14 protein-coding genes and 1 tRNA gene are annotated in these 22,583 nt (G+C 65.7%); 12 read left to right on the top strand and 3 right to left on the bottom strand.

Features of this window, described 5'->3' with window-relative positions:
* Window positions 1-162 precede the first annotated feature (162 nt).
* From EHV23_RS12190 to rapZ, 3 genes are all read left to right on the top strand, one after another.
* Window positions 163-633, top strand: coding sequence for a PTS sugar transporter subunit IIA (locus EHV23_RS12190; RefSeq protein ID WP_125096319.1), 471 nt, complete (start codon window positions 163-165; stop codon window positions 631-633).
* A gap of 36 nt (window positions 634-669) precedes the next feature.
* Entirely contained in the window at window positions 670-1,860 is a 1,191-nt protein-coding gene (gene hprK, locus EHV23_RS12185; RefSeq protein ID WP_125096318.1) for an HPr(Ser) kinase/phosphatase, read from the top strand.
* A 110-nt stretch (window positions 1,861-1,970) separates the two neighbouring features.
* Window positions 1,971-2,927, top strand: a complete 957-nt coding sequence (gene rapZ / locus EHV23_RS12180) for an RNase adapter RapZ (protein ID WP_125096317.1) — start codon at window positions 1,971-1,973, stop codon at window positions 2,925-2,927.
* Between the two features lie 135 nt (window positions 2,928-3,062).
* Here rapZ and EHV23_RS12175 read toward each other — a convergent pair whose 3' ends face one another.
* From EHV23_RS12175 to mutM, 3 genes are all read right to left on the bottom strand, one after another.
* The gene (locus EHV23_RS12175; RefSeq protein ID WP_125096316.1) at window positions 3,063-4,457 is read right to left on the bottom strand and encodes an A/G-specific adenine glycosylase; all 1,395 of its coding nucleotides are present in this window, start codon (window positions 4,455-4,457) and stop codon (window positions 3,063-3,065) included.
* Between the two features lie 208 nt (window positions 4,458-4,665).
* Complete coding sequence (locus EHV23_RS12170; protein ID WP_125096315.1) at window positions 4,666-6,966, bottom strand: dynamin family protein; 2,301 nt, start codon at window positions 6,964-6,966, stop codon at window positions 4,666-4,668.
* A gap of 77 nt (window positions 6,967-7,043) precedes the next feature.
* Complete coding sequence (gene mutM, locus EHV23_RS12165; protein WP_125096314.1) at window positions 7,044-7,883, bottom strand: bifunctional DNA-formamidopyrimidine glycosylase/DNA-(apurinic or apyrimidinic site) lyase; 840 nt, start codon at window positions 7,881-7,883, stop codon at window positions 7,044-7,046.
* Between the two features lie 222 nt (window positions 7,884-8,105).
* Between mutM and EHV23_RS12160 the strand changes: the two genes are divergently transcribed.
* From EHV23_RS12160 to EHV23_RS12120, 9 genes are all read left to right on the top strand, one after another.
* Complete coding sequence (locus tag EHV23_RS12160) at window positions 8,106-10,235, top strand: tetratricopeptide repeat protein (protein WP_125096313.1); 2,130 nt, start codon at window positions 8,106-8,108, stop codon at window positions 10,233-10,235.
* A 368-nt stretch (window positions 10,236-10,603) separates the two neighbouring features.
* Window positions 10,604-11,392 (top strand): lipoprotein insertase outer membrane protein LolB, encoded by a 789-nt coding sequence (locus EHV23_RS12155; RefSeq protein WP_125096312.1) that lies wholly within the window; start codon window positions 10,604-10,606, stop codon window positions 11,390-11,392.
* A 56-nt stretch (window positions 11,393-11,448) separates the two neighbouring features.
* Window positions 11,449-12,408: a 4-(cytidine 5'-diphospho)-2-C-methyl-D-erythritol kinase gene (gene ispE, locus EHV23_RS12150; protein ID WP_420813068.1), complete on the top strand. Its 960-nt coding sequence runs from the start codon at window positions 11,449-11,451 to the stop codon at window positions 12,406-12,408.
* Window positions 12,386-12,459, top strand: a tRNA-Gln gene (locus EHV23_RS12145). Before ispE ends, EHV23_RS12145 begins: the two co-directional genes overlap by 23 nt.
* A 132-nt stretch (window positions 12,460-12,591) precedes the next feature.
* Complete coding sequence (locus tag EHV23_RS12140; protein ID WP_162499742.1) at window positions 12,592-13,551, top strand: ribose-phosphate pyrophosphokinase; 960 nt, start codon at window positions 12,592-12,594, stop codon at window positions 13,549-13,551.
* Window positions 13,552-13,951: 400 nt separating this feature from the next.
* A complete protein-coding gene (locus EHV23_RS12135; protein ID WP_125096310.1) occupies window positions 13,952-14,572 on the top strand; it encodes a 50S ribosomal protein L25/general stress protein Ctc in 621 nt (206 codons plus the stop codon).
* A gap of 188 nt (window positions 14,573-14,760) precedes the next feature.
* Complete coding sequence (pth, locus tag EHV23_RS12130) at window positions 14,761-15,435, top strand: aminoacyl-tRNA hydrolase (RefSeq protein ID WP_125096309.1); 675 nt, start codon at window positions 14,761-14,763, stop codon at window positions 15,433-15,435.
* Between the two features lie 242 nt (window positions 15,436-15,677).
* Complete coding sequence (ychF, locus tag EHV23_RS12125) at window positions 15,678-16,769, top strand: redox-regulated ATPase YchF (protein ID WP_125096308.1); 1,092 nt, start codon at window positions 15,678-15,680, stop codon at window positions 16,767-16,769.
* Window positions 16,770-17,181: 412 nt separating this feature from the next.
* On the top strand, window positions 17,182-22,578 hold the full coding sequence (locus EHV23_RS12120) for a DEAD/DEAH box helicase (RefSeq protein ID WP_125096307.1): 5,397 nt from the start codon (window positions 17,182-17,184) through the stop codon (window positions 22,576-22,578).
* Window positions 22,579-22,583 lie beyond the last annotated feature (5 nt).

Below are 22,583 nucleotides of genomic sequence, written 5' to 3'. Positions count from 1 at the left end.
ATGCCGGATGCCTGCAGCCCGGATCCCCTGCCCCCAGGATACGAAGCCGCCTATAATGGTGCTTTGAAAACGGCACGGATGCCTCGTCCAGAAGCATCCGCAGGCCCGGGTTCTCCGGGCCTTTCGCACGCAGGACCTGCGCAAACCCACAGGTAACACCGGATGAACCGCATTTCGAAGCTGATGTCAGTCCGCGACATCCTGCTCGATGTCCCTGCCACCAGCAAAAAGCGGCTGTTCGAACACGCCGCCCTGCTGTTCGAAAACGAGCACCGCCTGGAGCGCCAGAAGGTCTTCGACTCGCTGTTTGCGCGCGAGCGCCTGGGCTCCACCGGTCTGGGCAGCGCCGTGGCCATCCCGCACGGCCGCATCCGCAACCTCAAGACCCCGCTCATCGCCGTGCTGCGAGGCGAACACGGCATCCCGTTCGACGCCCCCGATGGTGAACCGGTCCGGCTGCTGGTCGTGCTGCTGGTGCCCGAGCACGCCACCGAGGAGCACCTCGAAATCCTGTCCGAACTGGCCGAGCTGCTGTCCGACGACGCCCTGCGCGAGACCCTGCTCACCGCCACCGACCCGGCCGTCGTCTACCGCGCCCTGTCCACCTGGGAGCCGGTCCGGCCCGCAGCCTGAACCCGCAGCGGCAGCCCGCCCGGACGGAGACACCCCATGCCGATGACGGTCCAGACGCTCGTTGCCTCCCAGCAGGAACGCATCAACCTGCAGTGGCTGGCCGGCCACGCCGGGGCCGACCGCGCCCTGCGCGGCACCAGCGTGCACGCCGTCGACCAGATCGGCTACCTGAACCTCATGCATGCCGAGCGCATTGCCGTGCTCGGCCCGCGCGAGCTGGCATGGTATGGCCAGCTCGACGAAGCCGGGCGCAGCCAGCTGCACGACACCCTGGCCAGCGCCCACCCCCCGGCCCTCGTTCTCAGCGACAGCCAGCAGGCCCCGCCCGAACTCGTCCAGTTCTGCAACCAGGCCGGCATGGCGCTGCTGGGCTGTCCGCTGCCCGCCGGCCCCCTCATCGAGGCGCTGGAGCAGGCACTCAGCTATCAGGGCCACACCTCGCTGCACGGCGTCCTGATGGATGTCCAGGGCATGGGGGTGCTGATCACCGGCGACTCCGGACTGGGCAAGAGCGAACTGGCCCTCGAACTCATCTCCCGCGGCCATGGTTTGGTGGCCGACGACGTGGTCGACATCGAACGCATCGGCCAGCACACCATCATCGGCCGCTGCCCGCCCATGCTGCAGGGGCTGCTCGAAGTGCGCGGCCTGGGGCTGATCGACATCCGCACCATCTACGGTGAAAGCGCCGTGCGCCGGCGCATGCCCATCAAGCTCATCGTCCATCTGGTGGGCCGGCGCGCCCTCGAGAACGCCTACGAACGCCTGCCCCTGCAGGCCCTGACCGAAACCATCCTCGGCGTGCCCGTGCGCAAGGTGGCCGTCCCGGTGGCGGCAGGCCGCAACATCGCCGTGCTGACCGAAACCGCCGTGCAGAGCACCATCCTGCTGCTGCGCGGCATCGACACCACCCGCGAATTCACCCGCCGCCAGCAGCAGATCATCCTCGGCCAGCAGCCCGATCCCGCCATGCCCGCGGCCCCGCCCTTCCGCCCGGCCCGGCCACAGCCCCGTCCACCCACCGCCCCGGCACCGGGCACCCCCGATGCCGCCCGCATCCCCCGTCCGGACGAGGCCTACTGCATCGACCGCATCACCGGCGGCCCCGGCATTCCCGGCATCCCGTTCGACCCCTGCTACTGCCTCGGCCTGCATCCGCTCGACAGCAGCCTCGACAGCACCCCGGACGACGATCCCGACAACCCGGACAGCTCGGCTGCTACCTGAAAACCCACCATCCGGAAAATCCCGGTGCCGTGCCGCCGCAAGCGCTGCCACTGGGGTAGCATGAGGGGTTCCTTCCCCCGTTCACGCCTTCGTAGGCCCGTTGCCCCCTCATGCAACTGATCATCGTCACTGGCATTTCCGGTTCCGGCAAATCGCTGGCCATCAACGTTCTCGAAGATGCCGGCTATTTCTGCATCGACAACCTGCCCGTGCGCTACGTGCTGGAAGTGGCGCTGTCGCTCGAACAGGAAGGACACCCCAAGGTGGCCATGTCGATCGACGTGCGTGTGGGCACCAGCCTCACCGGCCTGCGCGACGCCGTGCGCCAGCTGCGCAAGCTGGGCCACGACGTGAAGGTGCTGTTTCTCAACGCCCGCACCGATGCACTGGTGCAGCGCTACTCCGAAACCCGGCGCCGCCATCCGCTCACCCTGCCCGGCCGCAACGCCGCGGCGGGCACGACCCGGCCCCCCACCACGGAAGGCACGCCGGCCCACGACCCGGCCGACCCGCAGCTGGCCCCCACGCTGGAAGAATCCATCGAGCGTGAACGTGAGCTGATGGCCGAAATCGAGGACATCGGCACCGCCATCGACACCAGCGACCTGCACCCCAACACCCTGCGCCAGTGGGTGCGCGATCTGGTCCGCACCGACCGGGCGTCGATGACGCTGCTGTTCGAGTCCTTCGCCTTCAAGCAGGGCGTACCGCTGGATGCCGATCTGGTCTTCGACGTGCGCTGCCTGCCCAACCCCTACTACGACGCCCAGCTGCGCGCCCTCACCGGACTGGACGAGCCGGTCAAACAGTTCCTCGCCGACCTCGAACCGGTGAAGAAGATGATCGCCGACATCTCGCGCTTCATCACCGAATGGCTGCCCAGCTATGTGCAGGACAACCGCCACTACCTCACCATCGCCATCGGCTGCACCGGAGGCCAGCATCGCTCCGTCTACGTGGCCCAGACACTGGCCGAACACTTTGCCCGCACCGAGCGCGTGCTGGTGCGCCACCGCGCCCAGGCCAGCCGCCCCGCCGGCAGCCCGGGCCTGACGCAGACGCGGTGACGTTTCAGGCCGGGGATCCGGGGTGTTTGTTTCATGGATCAGGGCATGTCGTCGACTCGCACCTCCGCACTCGCTCTGGCCGTGAGCTGACAGGGCACCATGCAACGGCCTGCCCCGATGACCACTCCATGACCGCTACGCCAGCAGGGTTCTGACGCAACGCAGAATCGGCGCCGGCAGCGGCGCCCCCTCCGCCTCGGCCGCCGACACCCAGCGCTGACGCTCGCGTGCGGGCAGAATGGCCCAACCCGTATCGTCGCCCACCGGCGCCCACAGCGTCGCCTGCATCCGGAAATGCGTGAACACGTGCTCGAAGCGCCCGGCGACCTGCCAGTCGCGGCCAAACCGGACGGGCTGCAATCCAGAGGCCAGCTGCGATCCAGAAGCCACCTGCGCCCCGGCCGGCCGTCGCTGCCCCTGCGGCAGAACCGCAGGAGACTCCGGCCACACTGCCGGCAGCTCGGGCAGGCTCCACAACCCGCCCCACAGGCCCTTCTCCGGCCGGGCCTCCATCAGCACCCGGCCTGCATCGTCCTGCAGCCACAGCAGGTTCACCTGCCGCACCGGCACCGCCTTGCGCGCCCGCGGTGTGGGATAGCGTTCCTGCGCCCCCTCCCGATACGCCTGACAATGACGCGACACCGGGCAATGTGCACAGTCGGGCTTCGTGCGGGTGCACACCATGGCCCCCAGGTCCATCAGCCCCTGCGTATAGGCCACCATGTCGGCTGCCTGCACGGGTGATGGTTTTCCGGGTGACGGCGCCGGCGCGTCCTGATGGTGCACACCGTCCGGCACGGCGCGCAGACGCCTCGTGGGCGATGATGCTCCTGCCGCCGCCGTGCGTGAGCCCCTCGCCGAACCCGTTGGCACAGGCGCATCCGATGCATGCGGTGCCCCCGGCAGCTCCGCCTCTGCCAGTGCCCACAGCCGCTTCTGTACCGCCGTGCTGGCCGGGTCGCCCTCCACGGCAAACATCCGGCACAGCACCCGCTTCACGTTGCCATCCAGAATGGCCGCACGCCGCCCGAAGCCGAACACGGCAATGGCCGCCGCCGTCGAACGCCCCACCCCCGGCAGGGCCTGCAGCGCATCCGTCGAATCCGGAAACACGCCCCCCTGCGCCGCCACCTGCTGCGCGGCTGCCTGCAGGTTGCGTGCCCGGCTGTAATAGCCCAGCCCCGCCCACAGGCCCATCACCCGCTCGGACGGTGCAGCCGCCAGATCGGTGACCTGCGGAAAGGCTTGCAGGAAGGCCTCGAAATACGGAATGACCGTGCTGACCTGCGTCTGCTGCAGCATCACCTCCGACAGCCACACCCGGTAGGGATCGCGCAGCACGGCCGCCAGACCGGCCGCCGGGGCGCGCGGCTGATCGTCCTGCACAGCACCACCCCGTTCCGCCTCGGGCTGCCCCATCATCCCTTCATCCGCTGCCGGGTACGGCAGCACCACGCCTTCCTCCCGCAGCGTCTGCTGCGTCTTCTGCCAGGGCAGATGGTGCCGCCCATGCACGCGCTGCCAGCGCACCAGGTCCGGTGCAAAACCCCGTCGGGCCGGATCATGCCCTTCCCCGAACGGCGAAAGCCCGGATGGCCCGGATGCCCCAGATATCCCGGATGCCCCGGCTGTCCCGGATGCCCGCGATGGCCCGGACGACGAAGGGCCGGTGCCCCGTGACGGAGAACCGGCCCTGCTGGCACCTGATGAAGGCTGCGCCGTGCGGGAAACGGCCGCCTTACGCGGCATCGCCCGCTGCCGCGATGTTGCTCCGGAGCACGCTGTCGTTGGTGTAGGGCGCCCCGCCGACGGCCCTGTCGCCGGTACCGGCCTCATTGCCCGCACCGGTTTCATCGCCCGCACTGGCTTTATCGCCCACGCCCGCTTCATCGCCCACGTCGGCTTTATCACTCGCGCCGGTTTCATTGCCCACACCGGTTTCATCGCTCGCGCCCGCGGCATTACCCGGGCTGGCCGTTTCACCAGCAAAGCCGGACGAGGCTTTTGCAACCTCCCTGGGCGGGGGGGGCTCCGCAACATCCTGTGCCGCAACCTCCGGCGCCCCGTCCGGCACGGCGCCATCCAGCCCATCCCGCGACACCGCCTGCACGGGCCGCATCGGCCGCTGGTCGATCGTGGCCTGCACCCCCTCGACCAGCGTCTTGAGCTGCACGAGCTGTTTCTCGATCCGGCTGCGGGCCGTTTCGATTTCCTGCAGGCGCTCTTCCAGCGAATCGCCCGCATCCATCACCCGCTGCACCGAGTCCATCCGCTTGCGCAGCTGGACCTGATGTTCGCGCACCTGGCTCTCCAGCGGCGTCATCAGCGAACGCAGCCAGCCTTCCAGCTCGCGGATGGCCACCGTGTAGATCTTCTTCAGGTTCACCACCACCGAATCGAAGAAGCGCTGGGTCAGCACCGCCTTGTTCACCGTCAGCAGCCGCATCAGACTGAACTGGCGCTGGTGCGACTGGGCCACCTGCTCGATCTCGGTGAAATAGCGGCGCGTCGAGAAGCGCAGCGGCGCCCCCAGATTCAGTCCATAGTCACGCGAGAAGCGCTGGTACATGGCCGACATCATCTGCGAGATCTCGCCCACCAGCCGGTCGGCCTCCTCGAAGTCCAGCCGCACGGCCGTAAGCAGCGCATCCATGCCGTCCTTGAGCTGCGACGACAGCTGGCTGGCCATCATCATCTGGCGCGTACGCTCCACGTGGCGGCGCAGGCTGTCCCGGCTCAGGTGCGTGAACATCGTCTGCGAATGGCGCGTGAACACCGAGCGCAGGGCCGCCAGATGACGCAGGCTCTCGTCGAAGTCGGCCCGCTCGTTGCGGACCCGCTGCGACATCTGCTTGATCATCGTCTGGTTCTTGCCACGCAGCCCGTTCAGCTCGAAGGCCTGCTCGACCTGGTTGCGCCGGCGCACCGTCAGCAGGTTCAGCGTCACCTGCGACGCCTCCTCGAACTCGCGCCGCACCTGCTCGCTGACGATCACCTGCTGCTGCGGAATCATCTCTTCCGACAGCGCATGCTCCAGCTCCTTCAGCCGGCTGCGACGCAGCAGGGCCTGGTCGCCGTGGATCTTGGCCACCAGCCCCTTCTGGGCCGAGACCGGATACACCCGCGCCGTCGGCAGGTCGAGGAAATTGCTCACCGACACCACCTGCCGGGCAATCTCCAGATCGTTCTCGGCCTGCGGACGCAGCTCGTCCCACAGGCCGTCGATCTTGTTCAGCACCACGAAACGCCCGGACCGGTGGGACTTGGAAATGTTGCTCTGCCAGACCTCGATGTCGCTGCGCGTCACCCCCGCGTCGGCCGCCAGCACGAACAGCACGGCGTGCGCATTGGGAATCAGGTTCAGCGTCAGCTCCGGCTCCGTCCCGATGGCATTCAGCCCCGGGGTGTCGATGATCACCAGCCCCAGCTCCAGCAGCGGGTGCGGAATGTTGACGATGGCGTGCCGCCAGGCCGGAATCTCCACCTGCCCCGGCGTGACCGTGCGCCCTACCGGCTGGGCATCGTCGTACAGCCCCAGCTCGCGCGCCTGCTCGGTGGGCACCAGCAGCGTCTCGCGCACCGCATCGAAGGCCTGGCGCAGCGAGGTCACATCGGTCATGTCCACCGGGATGAAGCGCCAGTGGTCGTCCTGGTTGCGCAGATCGGCCAGCGGCACCGGCAGCAGCCGCGTGTCGATGGGCAGCAGCCGTACCCCCACCGGCAGCCTCGGGTCGTACTGCAGCTCGGTCGGACACATCGTGGTCCGGCCCGCCGACGACGGAACCACCCGCTGGCCGTACTGCGCGAAGAAGATCGCATTGATCAGCTCCGACTTGCCACGGGAGAACTCGGCCACGAATGCCACCTTCAGCAGGGTGTCGTGCAACCGTTCGATGATCTGCGTAAGCTTGAGATTCAGGCTGGCATCAGCCGCGTCAGACTGCGCCAACCAGTCACGGTAACGTTCAATGGCCGATTCCAGATCGGCACGCCACCGGCCATACGCTTCGATTTGCTCACTGATGCCTTTTTTCGCCATGCCGGCAGTGTACACAAGCTGGCCGTCCCTGCGGGGTCCTTTACCCCACCAGCCAGCAACCGGGTAGCCCTGCCCGATCAGTGGTTGGCCCTGCGCTGGCACTTCGGACAGAAAAACGTGCTCCTTCCCTGCTGCTTCAGCACCCGGATGGGTGTGGCGCAGACCGGACACGGCTGCCCAGCGCGCCCATAGACCCGGTGTTGCAACTGAAAGTAACCACCCTCGCCACGACTGTCCACAAAGTCTCTCAAAGAGCTACCGCCTGCAGAAATTGCATCTGCCAGCGTCTGGCGGATCTCCTGCACCAGCCGGCGGCATGCCGGCAGCGTCAGGCTGCCTGCCATCCGGGCCGGATGGATCCGCGCCCGAAAGAGCGCCTCCGAACAGTAGATGTTGCCCACCCCGATCACCGCCTTTCCCGACAGGATGAACTGCTTCACCGCCACCGTCCGCTCGCGGCTGGCCTCGTACAGGTGCCGCGCCGTGAACGCCGCCGAAAACGGTTCCACCCCCAGATGCACCAGCAGTGGATGGGTGGCCATCGTCGTGGTTACGTCGTCACTGCACCACAGCGCCGCCCCGAAGCGGCGCGGATCGTGCAGCCGCAGCAGCCGGTCGCCGAACACCAGGTCCAGATGATCGTGCTTTTGCGGCGGCGCCCCGGCCGGCAGGTGCAGCAGCGAGCCCGACATGCCCAGATGCAGCAGCAGTGTCCCGGCATCGAACCCGAGCAGCAGGTACTTGCCCCGCCGCAACACCTGACGCAGCACCGGCCCGGCCAGGATCTGCGCCTCCAGACCTGCCGGCACCGGCCAGCGCAGGCGCTCGCAACGCCGCACCACCCGTGTCAGCCGCCGCCCGGCAAAAGCCTCGCTCACCCCGCGGCTCACCACTTCCACTTCCGGCAATTCAGGCATCAACCTTCTCCTGTTCCTTTCCCAGAGCGTGCCATGGGCTCATTCGCCCCTGCGCTGGCCCCGGCAACGTGCGGACAGGGCGCCGCACAGGCACCACCCCAGATGCGGCCTACCCCCGCCGTTGCAAGCCGGCCCTGCCACAAATCGGCCCCATGCGCCCGTCCCACCGGCCACCGGGCGGGCCAGCTGACAAGAACGCCCCGGACGTTCTACCATGGTCCGATGAAATCCATCCGCCCATCCACCCGCATCACCCCCGCCACCCAGCCGGCACGACGCCCGCTGGCCCTCCGGCTCGGCCTGGCCCTCGGCCTGCTGGCCCTGGGTGGATGCGGCACCCTGCAGCAGAGCAGCGCTGCCGCCCTGTCCTCATCCCAGACCGAAAGCGCCCCCGAAGCCAGCGCCACCAACGGCAAGGGCACTCCCGGCACCACGGCCGGCGCATCGGGAACCTCCACCACGCCCGGACAGGCCAGCCCCGCCGGCGCCGACCAGGCACAGGGCTCCCGCCCCGGCCAGAACGGCGACCCGGACGGCAGCCAGCAGGCAGCCACACCCCAGGCTTCCGGCGACGGCCAGCCCAATGCGTCCGGCCCCGAAAACAGGGCACCGCAGGACGGCACACCGGCACAGGCCCGGCAGCCCTCCGACGACACCAACACCGTCATGCCCGACGAGGGCATCGATCCCGGCGCGGTCCCGGCCCCCTACCGGCCGGCCAACCTGCCCGAACTGGCCCTGACCCCGCCGCTGATGTATCAGATCCTGGCGGCCGAAATGGCGCTGCAGGCCCGGGATCTGGACGGCGCCTACAACACCTTCCAGTCGCTGGCCGCCCAGACCGGCGACGCCCGGCTGGCCCGGCGGGCCACCGAAGTGGGCATCGTGGCCGGTGCGCTGCCCGAGGCACTGGCCAGTGCCCGCCTGTGGGCGCGGCTGGACCCCACCCTGCCCGAGGCCCGCAGGGCCCTGGACGCCCTGCTGCTCGCCAACGGCCGCGTTGCCGAGGCCGAACCGGCCCTGACCCGCGAACTGAAGGCTGCCCGCCAGCAGCAGACTCTCGACACCGCCTACCCCGCCCTGCAGGAAAAACTGCTCAACCTGCCGGACCGCCAGGCCGCCTGGGCGCTGATCCAGCGCCTGAGCGCCCCCGACCTGAACAATGTGGCCGCCCGCCTGGCGCGTGCACGCATCGCCTTCGAGGCCGGCAAGCGGGAAGCGGCCGCCGACGAGGCCCTGGCCGCCCACCAGCTCGCCCCCAACGACATCGAAGCGGTACTGGCCAGCGTCCAGCTGCTGCAGCCCCTGCCGGGCGGCCGCCAGCGTGCCGCCGCCCTGCTCGACGAATACCTGAAGAACCACCCCAACGACCTGCGCGCCCTCAAGGCCCAGGGCCTGCTGCAGATTGCCAGCGAGCAGAACCACGCGGCCATCACCACGCTGAACAAGGTCCAGTCGCAGGAACCCGACAACCCCGTCACCCTCTACACGCTGGCGCAGCTGCACTTCCAGCAGCGTAACTACGCCGCTGCCACCAGCTCGCTGAAGCGCTACCTGGCCCTGCCGGCCGATCCGCAGCGCGACCCCGGCAACGCCTGGCTCTTCCTGGCCGAAATCGCCCAGGCCCAGGCCGACCTGCCGGCCGCCATCGAGGCACTGGAAAGTGTGCCGCCCACCAGCCGCCAGCACTTCGAGGCCCAGGTCCTGCGCGCCACGCTGCTGGCCAGACAGCAGCACCGCCCCGAAGCCGGCATGGCTGCCCTGCAGGGCCTGAAGCCCGCCAGCGAGGAACAGCGCCAGATGGTGGTGGTGGCCCGTGCCCAGATCCTGCGCCACGCCAAACGCTTCCACGAAGCCTACCGGCTGCTCGACAAGGCCCTCAAAACGCAGAAAGATCCCACCGACCTGCTCTACGACCACGCCGTGGCCGCCGAGGGCATCGGCCGCTTCGACATTGCCGAGAAGGATCTGCGGCGCCTGATGAAGGCCCGTCCCGACGAAGCCAACGCCTACAATGCCCTGGGCTACATGCTGGCCGACCGCAACGTGCGGCTGCCCGAGGCACTCGAACTGATCGAGAAGGCCAACCGGCTGCTGCCCGACAACCCGCACATCCTCGACAGCCTGGGCTGGGTCTACTTCCGTACCGGCCGCATCGATGATGCCATTGCCATCTTCCAGAAAATCTGGCTGCGCCTGCCCGAAGCCGAGCTGGGCACCCACTATGGCGAAGTGCTCTGGGCCAAGGGCAACCGCGAGGCCGCCCGCGCCGTCTGGCGCGAAACCCAGAAGATCGATCCCGACAACAAGCTGCTGCGCGACACCCTCCAGCGGCTCGACGTGAAGCTCTGAGTCGCGGCCGGGAACTCTGAGCCGTGGCCGGGAAACCAGACCGGAACGGCAGAGGCGATGCTGCGGAGCGCATCGTCCCTGCCTCCTTCCCATCACACGGGCGTGTGGCATGGACCCATTCGTCCAGATTCCTGCCGTTTCCGGTTACGATTCAGACCAAGGGGACCTCTGCAAAAGTCTGCGAGCGCTTTAGGCCCAGGATCGGGATGAGCCAGAAGGCGCCCTGGCGGCAAATGGCAACGCCGGATCGCCCGGGCATGGAGACCAAAGTGTCGCAGGACTTTTGCAGAGGCTCCCAAGGGCACCGCCAGACCCGGATGCTCTCCCGCTGACTCACTGCAACCTGTCTGCCTGCCACCGCCCATCGGATGTCCCTGCAAATTCGCCCCCCCCTGCTGCGTGCTGCCCTGGCAGCCGCCGTCACCAGCGCTGCCCTGCTGGCCGGCTGCGCCACCACCCCGCCCAGCCCGCCCCCGGCCCCCATCGACACCAGCCGCCCCCTGCACCTCACCGGGCGCTTCTCGTTCTCGGCCACCGACAACACCCCGGGCACCAGACCCCAGCACAGCAGCGGCCGCTTCATCCTCGACCGCAACGGCAACAACCTCGGCCTCGAACTGATCTCCCCCTTCGGCCAGACCCTCGTGCGCGCCGCCCAGAAACAGGGCGAACAGGCCTGGCTCGAAACCGCCCAGCACCAGCGCTACCTCGGCACCACGCTGGAAGCCGTGCTGCAGCAGGCCGTGGGCATGCCCATTCCGGTCAGCCGCCTGCCCCAGTGGCTCAACAACCAGTTCGAAACCGTCGAGCGCACCAGCGATGACGGTCGCCGCATCGTCGCCTTCGACGGCACCTGGCACATCGAACGCGAGGACAACCGCTGGTACCTGACCTGGCAGCAGAACACCCGCCGCATCGAAATCCGCCTGGTAGCGGACCAGCCCGTGCAGAACGAAGCATCCGCACAGACCGGGCCATCGGCACGGAACGGGTCATCCGCCGCACAGGCCACACCGGATGGGCAGCAACCTGCACAAACGGAATCTTCCACACAAACCCAATCTCCCGCACGGACCGGGCCATCACAGACCGGACCATCCTCGCAGACTGGCCAGCCGGCGCAGACCGGGACGCAGATTCATCCAGCCACCCCATGACCTTCGCCTCACCCACCACGCCAGCGGCACCCGGACCGGATCCGGTACCGGCCACGCTGACCCTGCCCGCGCCCGCCAAGCTCAACCTGTTCCTGCACGTCACCGGCCGCCGTGAAGACGGCCTGCACCTGCTCGAAACCGTCTTCCAGTTCATCGACCTCCAGGACGACATCACGCTGGCCGTCGACCCCACCGGCACCATCAGCCGCACGCACGACCCCGAAGGCGTCAGCGAGGCCGACGACCTCACCCTGCGCGCGGCCCGTGCCCTGAAGGCCGCCACCGGCAGCCCGCTCGGTGCCCGCATCACCCTCACCAAGCACATCCCCATGGGGGCCGGCCTGGGCGGTGGCAGCTCCGACGCCGCCACCGTGCTGCTCGGGCTCAACGAACTCTGGCAGACCGGTCTGAGCCGCAACCAGCTCATCGACATCGCCCGCCCGCTGGGCGCCGACGTACCCATCTTCGTCCACGGCCAGAACGCCTACGCCACCGGCATCGGCGACGTCTTTCAGCCCGTTTCCCTGCCCGAATACTGGTTCGTGCTGCTCATGCCCCACGTTCACGTGGGCACCGCCGGCATTTTTTCGGCCCCGGAGTTGACAAGAAACACAAAGCCCCTCACAATTCAGGGCTTCACAGCATTGGCAGGACAAACCCTTGCAGGCCACAACGACCTGCAGCCGGTTGTGAAAGCAAGGCAGCCTCTGGTGAGGCACGCCATCCAGCTTCTCTCACAGGCGGCGCAAAGGGTTTCGTCAGACAGTGTTGCAAAACGGCATAAATCAGACATCACGGTTCGCATGACCGGCTCGGGTGCCTGTATATTTGCAGCTTCGCAGCACAAGTCCACTGCCCTGGCCCTGCTCCAGGAAGTCTCGCAGGCCAGCCAAAAAAATGTTGTCGCAGGGCAAACACCAAACGCAGAACGTATTACAATGCGTACTGAATTTGGTACCCTCTTCCTGGTTCGAGGGCTTGCCAGTCACCCGTTGGGGAGTCGCCAAGTTGGTTAAGGCACCGGATTTTGATTCCGGCATTCGAGGGTTCGAATCCTTCCTCCCCAGCCCATCTTTCTTCGGCCTGGCATCGCCAGGCTGATCCCCCCGGCAGCACCTCCCCCTACGGTTTCCGGACCAGCGCTTCAGACAGGTCAGACTCTCGTGCACCGCAGCTCCTACCGCTCCAGCCCTGTCACCATGCCCACGCTCTGGTCCGAAGGGCCGGTGCTGTTCACGGGCAATGCCAATCCTGCCCTGGCAGCCGACGTTGCCGCGCATCTGGGCATCCCCCTGGGCAAGGCCATCGTGGGCCGCTTCTCCGACGGCGAAGTCAACGTCGAAATCCTCGAGAACGTCCGCGGCAAGGATGCCTTCGTCATCCAGTCCACCTGTGCGCCCACCAACGACCACCTGATGGAGCTGATGATCCTGGTCGACGCCCTGCGTCGCGCCTCGGCCGGCCGCATCACCGCCGTGGTTCCCTACTTCGGCTATGCCCGGCAGGATCGTCGCGTACGCTCCTCCCGCGTGGCCATCAGCGCCAAGGTCGTGGCCAACATGCTGCAGGTCGCCGGCGTCGACCGCGTCCTCACCATGGACCTGCACGCCGACCAGATCCAGGGCTTCTTCGACATCCCGGTCGACAACATCTACGCCGCCCCCATCCTGCTGTCCGACATCACCAAGCGCAAGCTCGAGAACACCATGGTGGTCTCGCCCGACGTGGGTGGCGTGGTTCGCGCCCGCGCGCTGGCCAAGCGGCTCGACTGCGAACTGGCCATCATCGACAAGCGCCGCCAGAAGGCCAACGTCTCCGAGGTGATGAACATCATCGGTGAGGTCAATGGCCGCAGCTGCCTGCTGATGGACGACATGGTCGACACCGCCGGCACCCTGTGCCGGGCCGCCGAAGCCCTCAAGAAGCACGGTGCCGTTCGCGTCTCCGCCTACTGCACCCACCCCGTGCTGTCGGGCAAGGCCATCGAGCGCATCACCGAGTCCCCACTGGACGAACTGGTCGTCACCGACACCATCCCCCTCACCGAAGAAGGGCGTGCCTGCGGCAAGATCCGCGTGCTCGGCTGCGGCCAGCTCATCGGCGAAACCATCCTGCGCATCAACCGCTCCGACTCCGTGTCCATGCTGTTCATGGAGTGAACCAGCAACGGGGCCACCAGCCGACGGCTCTGGCCGTCACATCGATGGCCCCCTGCCCAGGTGCACAGCCAGGCGGCAACCATTTCCGGAAGGTCAGCATTCCCGTCAAGCCACCTGCACACGGTGGCTTTTTTGTGCCCCGACGCTTTGGCGTCCCGGCTCTTCTGTGTCCTGACCCCCTCTCCCCCTGAGCCCTGCCCGCTGCGCCTTCTTTTTCACGCCGCGCCCTTGCCCAGACGCATCATTTATCGGCTATCATCAAGGGTTTCTGTCGATCCGTCCATCTGACCTCCAAAGGAGGACATCATGCGGGCCGACACCCCTCGCCCGGCCCTGCCGGGTCATCCCAACCCCTGCCGGCTCTGGTCGCGGACCGGCAGACACATCAAGGAACTGCCCAATGCAGATCTCTGCCCAGACACGCAAAGACGTGGGGACGAGTGCGAGCCGCCGCCTCCGTCGCGCCAAACAGGTACCCGGCATCGTCTACGGTGGCGAAGCCGCCCCCGTCCAGATCGCCCTGGATCACAACGCCCTCTATTACGCCCTGCGCGTCGAAGCCTTCCATTCGTCCATTCTGGACATGGACATCGACGGCAAGACCCAGCGCGTGCTGCTGCGCAACGTGCAATGGCACCCGTACAAACAGCAGGTGCTGCACGTCGACTTCCAGCGCGTGGCCGCCAACCAGAAGATCAACGTCAAGGTACCGCTGCACTTCATCAACGCCGAGATCTCCCCGGCCGTGAAGCTCAACAAGGCCGTGGTCAACCAGGTCATGACCGAAATCGAAGTCTCGGTGCTGCCGAAGGATCTGCCCGAGTTCATCGAGGTGGACCTGGCCGAACTGACCATGGACCACTCCATGCACCTGAGCGGCATCAAGCTGCCCAAGGGCGTCACCCCGGTCGTTGCTCCGGGCACCGACCCCGTCCTGGCCTCGGCCACCCTGGTGGGTGCCTCCGATGCCGACGCCGGTGAAGCCGCCGACGGCGCCGCTGCCGAAGGCGAAGCCAAGTAAGCCGGTCTTTTCCAGGCAACAGTCCGCACGACCTGCCCCTCTCTGCGCCCCACGCCCCTGGCGATGGACGCAGTCAGGCCGAAAGGCCCCGGGGCACCGAAAAAGCGCACTGGCCCGGAAACAGCACCTCACCAACGGGCCGCCAGTCGGCCCGTTTGATTTTGGGCCTGCCCCGGAACATTCCTCTCATGAACGCCCCCCGCCTGATCGTCGGCCTGGGCAACCCCACCGACCAGCACGCCAGCGACCGGCACAACGCCGGCTTCTGGTTCATCGACGCCCTGCTGCGCCACTACCCCGGCCAGATGCGCCCCGACACCAAATTCTTTGGGGATGTCGGCGAAGTCCGCATCGGCACCCAGGTCGTGCGGCTCATCAAGCCCATGACTTACATGAACCGCTCCGGACAGGCCGTCGGTGCCCTGGCGCGCTTCTACCGCATCGACCCCGAGGACATCCTCGTCGCCTACGACGAACTGGACCTCATGCCCGGCTCCGCCCGCCTCAAGCTCGGCGGCTCCAGCACCCACAACGGCCTGCGTGACCTCACCGCCCACCTCGGCACCCCGCGCTATTGGCGCCTCAGACTGGGCATCGGCCACCCTCGCACACTCAACCCCGGCCAGTCCGTCATCAACTTCGTGCTCGGCCGCCCCAGCGCCGCCGACCAGCAGCTCATCGAACAGGCCATCGACCGCAGCGTCGACCACCTGCCCGTGCTGTTTCGTGACGGCTGGGAAATCGCCACCCAGCAGCTGCACAGCGCCGACCCGGCCATGCAGGCCAAAAAGGAAGCCAAGAGCAGCAACCCGAAGGAAGAAGCGGGCGAAAAGGCGCGCAGGCGCGCACCGGAAGACGCCTGAAGCGCTCGACCCCAGGTGCCTGGCCGTGGTGCGTGCCTTGCCATTGAAGGATTCTGCGGCCATACCACCTCGTCCCGCACGTCCAAAGGGGGTTTTGCGGGGACGAATGAGTCCATGACACGCTCTAAAATCCACTTCACGCCAGGTCGGGCCACATCACCCGGCCTCCCCCATTTCACCTGGCCTCCCAGCGGCCCACGCCTCACGGCAATCACCCAGCCCCACGGCAACAAGGACACCCCATGGCACTCCAATGCGGCATCGTCGGCCTGCCCAACGTCGGCAAATCCACCCTCTTCAACGCCCTGACCAAGGCCGGCATCGAAGCCGCCAACTACCCCTTCTGCACCATCGAACCCAACGTCGGCATCGTCGAAGTGCCTGACCCGCGCCTTGCGCAGCTCTCCGACATCGTCAAACCGCAGAAGGTCCAGCCCGCCATCGTCGAATTCGTCGACATCGCCGGGCTGGTGGCCGGCGCCAGCAAGGGCGAGGGCCTGGGCAACCAGTTCCTCGCCAACATCCGCGAAACCGACGCCATCGTCAACGTCGTGCGCTGCTTCGATGATCCCAACGTCGTGCACGTCAACGGCCGCGTCGATCCCATCGCCGACATCGAAACCATCGTCACCGAACTGGCGCTGGCCGACCTCGGCACCATCGAACGCGTCCACGCCCGCGAAATCAAGAAGGCCCGCGCCGGTGACAAGGAAGCTCTGCGTCTGACCACCCTGCTGGAAAAACTCCAGCCCCACCTGAACGAAGGCAAACCCGCCCGCTCGCTCGACCTGTCCGATGAGGACAAAGCCCTGCTCAAACCCTACGGGCTGATGACCCTGAAACCGGCCATGTACGTGGCCAACGTGGCCGAAGACGGCTTCGAAAACAACCCCTACCTCGACCGCCTGCGCGAATTTGCCGCAAAGGAAAATGCCCCCGTCGTGGCCCTGTGCGCCCAGATCGAAGCCGAGCTGGCCGACCTCGACGACGAGGACAAACTTGCCTTCCTGGCCGACCTCGGCCTGCAGGAACCGGGTCTGAACCGCCTGATCCGCGCCGGCTACGACCTGCTCGGCCTGCAGACCTACTTCACCGCCGGCGTGAAGGAAGTGCGCGCCTGGACCATCCACAAGGGCGACACCGCCCCGAAGGCCGCCGGCGTCATCCACACCGACTTCGAGCGCGGCTTCATCCGGGCCCAGACCATCGCCTTCGACGATTTCATCCAGTACAGGGGTGAACACGGCGCGAAGGAAGCCGGCAAGATGCGCGCCGAAGGCAAGGACTACGTGGTGCAGGATGGGGATGTGCTGAACTTTTTGTTCAATGTGTGAACAGGCAAGCCAACGCCGAATCTGAGTGCACTGAAGAAGGGCTGCAACGGCGCAGCCCGGCCAGACAATGGCTGGGCTGCTGGACGCCCCTGTGCACCTGCTGACCGCGCTGCCCATATCGGAAGGAGGGTAAGAAAGCGATCGCCTCGCTGACGCCCACAAGATCGCCTCCCCGACGCCCACAGAGCAGAGCCTCTCCGCCACACTCAGAGAATGGCGCAGATGGCGGGAAGAGTCTGTGGTTCATACCTGACGCCATCATCAGCGCCCCATTCGGAAGAGGTGCATACACAAGGCAGCCCGCCTATTATAGGGGCTGTCACCATCACCAGGGAGGCAGGCCTCTGGACATCAGTCGGCCCGAGTCCCCTGCACAAAAGCCCGACATCGAACCACCAGAGACACACCGGCCATGGACGACGTCTTCCAGTTTCGCGACAAACTCATCAAGGAGTATGAACGATTCTCCCGCAGCTTCGTCCAGATCGCAGCCCCCGACATCAGGAACAAGGTAGAGGAAGAGTACGCCAACGGCCGTTACTGGCCCGAACCGCTCGTCCAGATCAACCCACACTACCAGCGCAGCGGCACGATCCGGGAACTGGTGGACGCCGGAACACTCCATCCAGGCTGTCTGGGCATTTTCCAGACAGGCAAGACAGAGGGCAACCCTACCCCCCTCTCGCTGTACACGCACCAGAAAGTCGCCCTACACATTGCCCAGCAACGCAAAAGCTACGTCGTCACCACAGGCACAGGATCGGGCAAGTCGCTTTCGTTCTTCATTCCCATCATCGACCACATCCTCAAGGCGCGGGAATCGGACAGTACGGCGCGCACCCGGGCCATCGTCATCTACCCGATGAATGCCCTGGCCAACAGCCAGCTCGAAGAGCTGGACAAGTTCCTTCACGGTTACGACGATCTGGACCGCCCCATCACCGTGGCCCGCTACACCGGCCAGGAGAGCACGGCAGAACGGGAGCGCATCGCCAAATGTGCCCCGGACATCCTGCTCACCAACTTCATGATGCTGGAGTACATCCTGACGCGCTATACGGAGACTGACCGGCAGGTCATCGAGCATTGCGCTGGGCTGGAGTTTCTGGTGCTGGATGAACTGCATACCTACCGGGGCCGTCAGGGCGCCGATGTCGCCCTGCTGGTGCGCCGTCTGCGCGAACGGCTGAATGCCGACAGACTGGTGTGCATCGGTACTTCGGCCACCATGTCCAGCGCAGCCAGTGAATCGGAGCGCAACCGGGTCGTGGCAGAAGTCGCCAGCAAGCTGTTTGGCACACGCATCACCGAGCACGAGGTCATCGGAGAAACGCTGGAAAGGGTCACAGACGCAAACCGGGATATCGACGCCATACGCCATCACCTGCTCGCGACTGTCCGATGCGAACAGTACGCATGGCCCGATTACCAGGCATTTCAGAACGATCCGCTCGCCATCTGGGTGGAACTGACGCTGGGCGTCACCATTCCGGACGACACCAGCCCCATTCGCCGCGCCCGCCCCATAGCCCTGAAAGAAGCAGGCCAGCGACTTGCCAGCGATGCCGGCTGCAGCCCTGACGAGGCCCAGAGCGCCCTGGCGCGCTTTCTGCTGGCCGCCAACGACGTCCGCACCCCACAGGGGCGCCCACCCTTTGCCTTCAAGCTTCACCAGTTCATCAGCGGCCCCGGCATGGTGCTGGCCACGCTGGAGCCACGCGATGTACGGCACATCACCCTGGATGCTCAACGCTTCGCACCGGGCAGACAGGAAGAAAACATCCAGCTGTACCCTGTTCATTTCTGCCGGGACTGCGGCCATGAATACATGCCGGTCTGGCATCTGCCAGACAAGGGCCGGTTTGTTCCCCGGGAGCTCGATGGCTCCACCATCGACGATGAGACCGCACAGCGTGGTCTCCTGTGCATACGAACACCCGGGCTGAACTACACCAGGCCGGAAGATCTCCCTGAAGACTGGATCGATGTCAGCGGAGACACCCCGAAAATCCGCCCAAACTATAGAAATGCCGTTCCTGATCTTGTTGCCGTGACGCCACAGGGAGAAGGAACATTGCGCGCGGGGAAACTGACGGCGTTCTCCCTGGCACAGCCCGAGCCAGAGGAGCCCCAGGGACAAAAAGGCCAGGCATTCTGGTTCATTCCCGGAAAGCTGCGCTTCTGCCTGAGCTGCGGACGAAACTACCCTGCGGTCGGCAAGGACGCCAACCGTCTGTCCAGCCTGTCTGGCGAAGGCCGCTCCTCCGCCACGACCATGATCACGCTGGCCGCGCTGGAGTACCTGTTCAATCTGCCTGACCCTCAACCGGGACAGCCAGATCCACGCAAGCTGCTGGCCTTTACCGACAACCGCCAGGACGCCGCCCTCCAGGCTGGCCATTTCAACGATTTCATTTTTCTGCTCACACTGCGCGGCGGTCTCATCGGTGCCCTGAAACACAACAATGGCATACTCACTGAAGACACCCTGACGGCCGAGGTTTTCAACGCACTTGGCTTTGACCGTCCGGAAGACTCGGTGCGGGCCGAGTATTTGCGCGACCCCGGACTTCGTGGCCCCAATCTCAGAACCGCACAGGCCGACCTCCGCTTCATACTCGGTTATCGCCTGATCCGGGACTTGCGTCGTGGCTGGCGCTTCAACAACCCGAATCTGGAACAGCTGAAGCTGCTGGACATTCGTTACCGTGACCTGCAGGCGTTCTGTGACGACGAAAGCTGCTTTGCTGACTTCAACGAACTACGGGATCTTCCCCCGGCACAGCGGGTCGAGCTGTATGAGGTACTGTTCAACCGGATGCGTACGGAACTGTGCATCGAAAGCCGCTACCTGGACGATATCGAACAGGACAAGATCATAACCAGAAGTTACGCAAGCCTGAATGATCGCTGGGCCATCGCTCAGGACGAGCGTCTTGAAACCGGACGCTATCTGGTTCTGGAGAATTACCTGGCCAGCAAACGCAAGCGGCGATATGACCTCATATCCGGATCGGAACGGTCCGGTCTTGTCCGCTCCATCAAGCGAAAGCTCTCGAGCGGCCCTGACCACCTCAGAGACCGGAGCAGCAAATGGCGAGGTGAAAAATGGGCTGAGCTGGTGCGAGACATGTTGCGTGCTGCCGAGAACTACGGGTATGTACAACGGCAGCCCATCGACAAGAGCCTGTTCGGCTGGCGCCTCAACGCATCGCTCATAGACTGGTGCCTGGCACCTGCCCTGCCCGAAGAGCAGCCAGGTCAGCCAAATGCCTACTTCCGTTCACTCTACGAGAGCACGGCCAAACTGCTGGAAACCATCTCGCACCCGCTGTTCGAGTTCGAGGCACAGGAGCACACGGCACAAGTCGACGCTCAGACCAGACAGGTTCTCGAGCAGCGCTTTCGATACAGCCAGAAAGACCAGGACGAATGGAAGTCCCACAACAGGGCGCCACTTGAACGGCTGCCCCTGATGTTCTGCTCTCCCACCATGGAGCTGGGTGTGGACATTTCTGCGCTCAACACGGTATACCTGCGCAACGTCCCCCCGACGCCGGCAAACTACGCACAGCGCAGTGGCCGTGCCGGGCGCTCCGGCCAGCAGGCGCTGGTTGTCACCTATTGCGCGGCCCTGAGCCCACACGATCAATGGTTCTTCCACCGGGCACAGGACATGGTGCATGGCGTGGTAAGGGCTCCCACCCTGGATCTGGCCAACCGCGATCTGGTACAGAGCCACCTGCAGGCAGTCTGGCTGGCGTGTACAAGACACTCACTGGACGACAGCATTGCCGAGCTGCTCGACATGAACGCACCAGGAAAACCACCCAAACCTGAGCTCATGGCAGCACTGCGGGCGCCTGACGCACAGGCGCGCGCGCAGCTCGGAGCCGCACGGGTCATTGAACAGCTGGCTGGAGAGCTGGATGACAGCACGTGGTTCACACCTGACTACGTACAGAATGTCATCGCAGATGCCCCCCAGGCGTTTTCCCGGGCACTCGAGCGCTGGCGCACCCTGTTCGAGGCAACACAGGAGCAGCTCAAGATGGCCCAAAGCATCTCGAGCAGCCACGCCGTCACCGAACAGGAACGCAAGAGTGCCGAACGACGCGCATCTGATGCCCAGCAGCAATTCAACCTGCTTCTGAAACCCGGCAACAGCCAGAACAGCGACTTCTACACCTACCGCTATCTGGCCAGCCAGGGCTTTCTTCCCGGCTACAATTTTCCACGTCTGCCACTGATGGCCTGGGTTCCCGGTGGCGGCCGCAAATCGGCCACGAGCGCCAACGACCACGGTGCCATGGTCAGCCGCCCGCGCTTCCTGGGCCTGTCAGAGTTCGGACCACGCAGCCTCATCTACCACCAGGGCAGGATGTTCCGCGTGGTACGTGCCAAGCTCAGCGCAAGCAACCGCAGCCACATTTCCGGCTCCGTCACACTCACCACACTGGCCTCCCTTGTGTGCGGTCGCTGCGGTTACGGCCATGCCAGCGATCCTGCTTCGCAGCAGGCGCCTGTCGATATCTGCGAAAACTGTGGCACACCACTGAGCGAAGACAACTGGGTACGCGAACTCTACCGTATCGAAACAGTGGAAACCAGGGCCACCCAGCGCATTTCCACCGATGATGAAGAGCGACAGCATCAGGGATTCGAGCTTCAAACCACCTACCGCTTTCTGCCTGGCCCGGATGGCCGTATCCAGAAAAGGGAGGCCAGCATCCAGCTCGAGAGCCCGGACGAGCAGACCGAGGAGCTTGGCACATTGACCTACGCCCCCGCCGCACAGATCTGGCGGATCAACCGTGGCTGGCGTCGCCGCCGCTTCAAGCAGCAGCTCGGCTTCCTGATCAACCCCCTCACAGGCAGATGGAGCCCGGAGGAATCCCCCGACGGTGATGACACTGACAATGCTGACGACGAGAAGGATGGCAAGGAAGACAAAATCCCTCCCCAGCGCATCGTTCCCTACGTCGAGGACTTCCGCAACCTGCTGATCTTCACACCAGCGCAGGAACTGGACCCGGAGGCCATGGCGACCGTGCAGGCTGCGCTCAAGCGCGGCATCGAGATGATTTTCCAGATTGAAGAATCCGAACTCGTGGCCGAACCTCTGCCCAAGGCCGATGCGCGTCGTGCCATTCTGTTCTACGAGGCAGCCGAAGGGGGCGCCGGCGTACTGACCCGGTTGGCCAGCAATCCGGCAGATCTGGCCACCGTGGCCCGTGCTGCGCTGAAGGTCATTCACTACCATGAACCCGCCAGCGGCATCTGGACGCTGGAAGGACTGGCCCAACTGGAAAAAACCACAGATGACGGCCAGCGTCCCTGCGAAGCCGGCTGTTACCAGTGCCTGCTCTCGTACTACAACCAGCCCGAGCATCAGCATATCAACCGCCGCAACCAGCAGGCACTGGCCCTGCTCGTAGCCCTGGCCAACGCCCGAGTCGCACCAGCCCCGGCCACAATACCCGAACCAGTCAGCAGCACGCTTACGGGTACGGCTCCAAACGGTACCCCGCCAACGGATAACCTGACGGAAGCCTGGCTGACGGCACTCCAGCATGGCGGATACCGGCAACCCGATGCCTGCAATGTGCCCGTCAGCCATGGCAAGGCCACGGCAGCAGCCCAGTACAAGGCAGCCCGCGCGCTGGTGTTCCTGACAGCCATGAATGAACAGGTACGGAATGACCTGCTCGACCGCGGCTGGCAGATACTGCTGTTTACTGACCCGGCACGATGGCATGAGCAGTTTGCAACCCATCCCGAAGTGTTTGGCACCCCCATCAAGGAATGAGCCCC

Source organism: Lautropia dentalis (assembly GCF_003892345.1).
Lineage (GTDB): Bacteria > Pseudomonadota > Gammaproteobacteria > Burkholderiales > Burkholderiaceae_E > Lautropia > Lautropia dentalis.
This window is presented reverse-complemented; position numbering and strand designations above follow the sequence as displayed.

Bases quoted from the DNA above. Each gene is read 5' to 3' on its own strand.
- EHV23_RS12155 (WP_125096312.1), top strand. From the start codon at position 10,604: ATGTCCCTGCAAATTCGCCCCCCCCTGCTGCGTGCTGCCCTGGCAGCC.
- EHV23_RS12135 (WP_125096310.1), top strand. From the start codon at position 13,952: ATGCAGATCTCTGCCCAGACACGCAAAGACGTGGGGACGAGTGCGAGC.
- mutM (WP_125096314.1), bottom strand. From the start codon at position 7,883: ATGCCTGAATTGCCGGAAGTGGAAGTGGTGAGCCGCGGGGTGAGCGAG.
- hprK (WP_125096318.1), top strand. From the start codon at position 670: ATGCCGATGACGGTCCAGACGCTCGTTGCCTCCCAGCAGGAACGCATC.
- EHV23_RS12160 (WP_125096313.1), top strand. From the start codon at position 8,106: ATGAAATCCATCCGCCCATCCACCCGCATCACCCCCGCCACCCAGCCG.
- EHV23_RS12120 (WP_125096307.1), top strand. From the start codon at position 17,182: ATGGACGACGTCTTCCAGTTTCGCGACAAACTCATCAAGGAGTATGAA.
- EHV23_RS12190 (WP_125096319.1), top strand. From the start codon at position 163: ATGAACCGCATTTCGAAGCTGATGTCAGTCCGCGACATCCTGCTCGAT.
- EHV23_RS12170 (WP_125096315.1), bottom strand. From the start codon at position 6,966: ATGGCGAAAAAAGGCATCAGTGAGCAAATCGAAGCGTATGGCCGGTGG.
- pth (WP_125096309.1), top strand. From the start codon at position 14,761: ATGAACGCCCCCCGCCTGATCGTCGGCCTGGGCAACCCCACCGACCAG.
- ychF (WP_125096308.1), top strand. From the start codon at position 15,678: ATGGCACTCCAATGCGGCATCGTCGGCCTGCCCAACGTCGGCAAATCC.
- EHV23_RS12140 (WP_162499742.1), top strand. From the start codon at position 12,592: ATGCCCACGCTCTGGTCCGAAGGGCCGGTGCTGTTCACGGGCAATGCC.
- rapZ (WP_125096317.1), top strand. From the start codon at position 1,971: ATGCAACTGATCATCGTCACTGGCATTTCCGGTTCCGGCAAATCGCTG.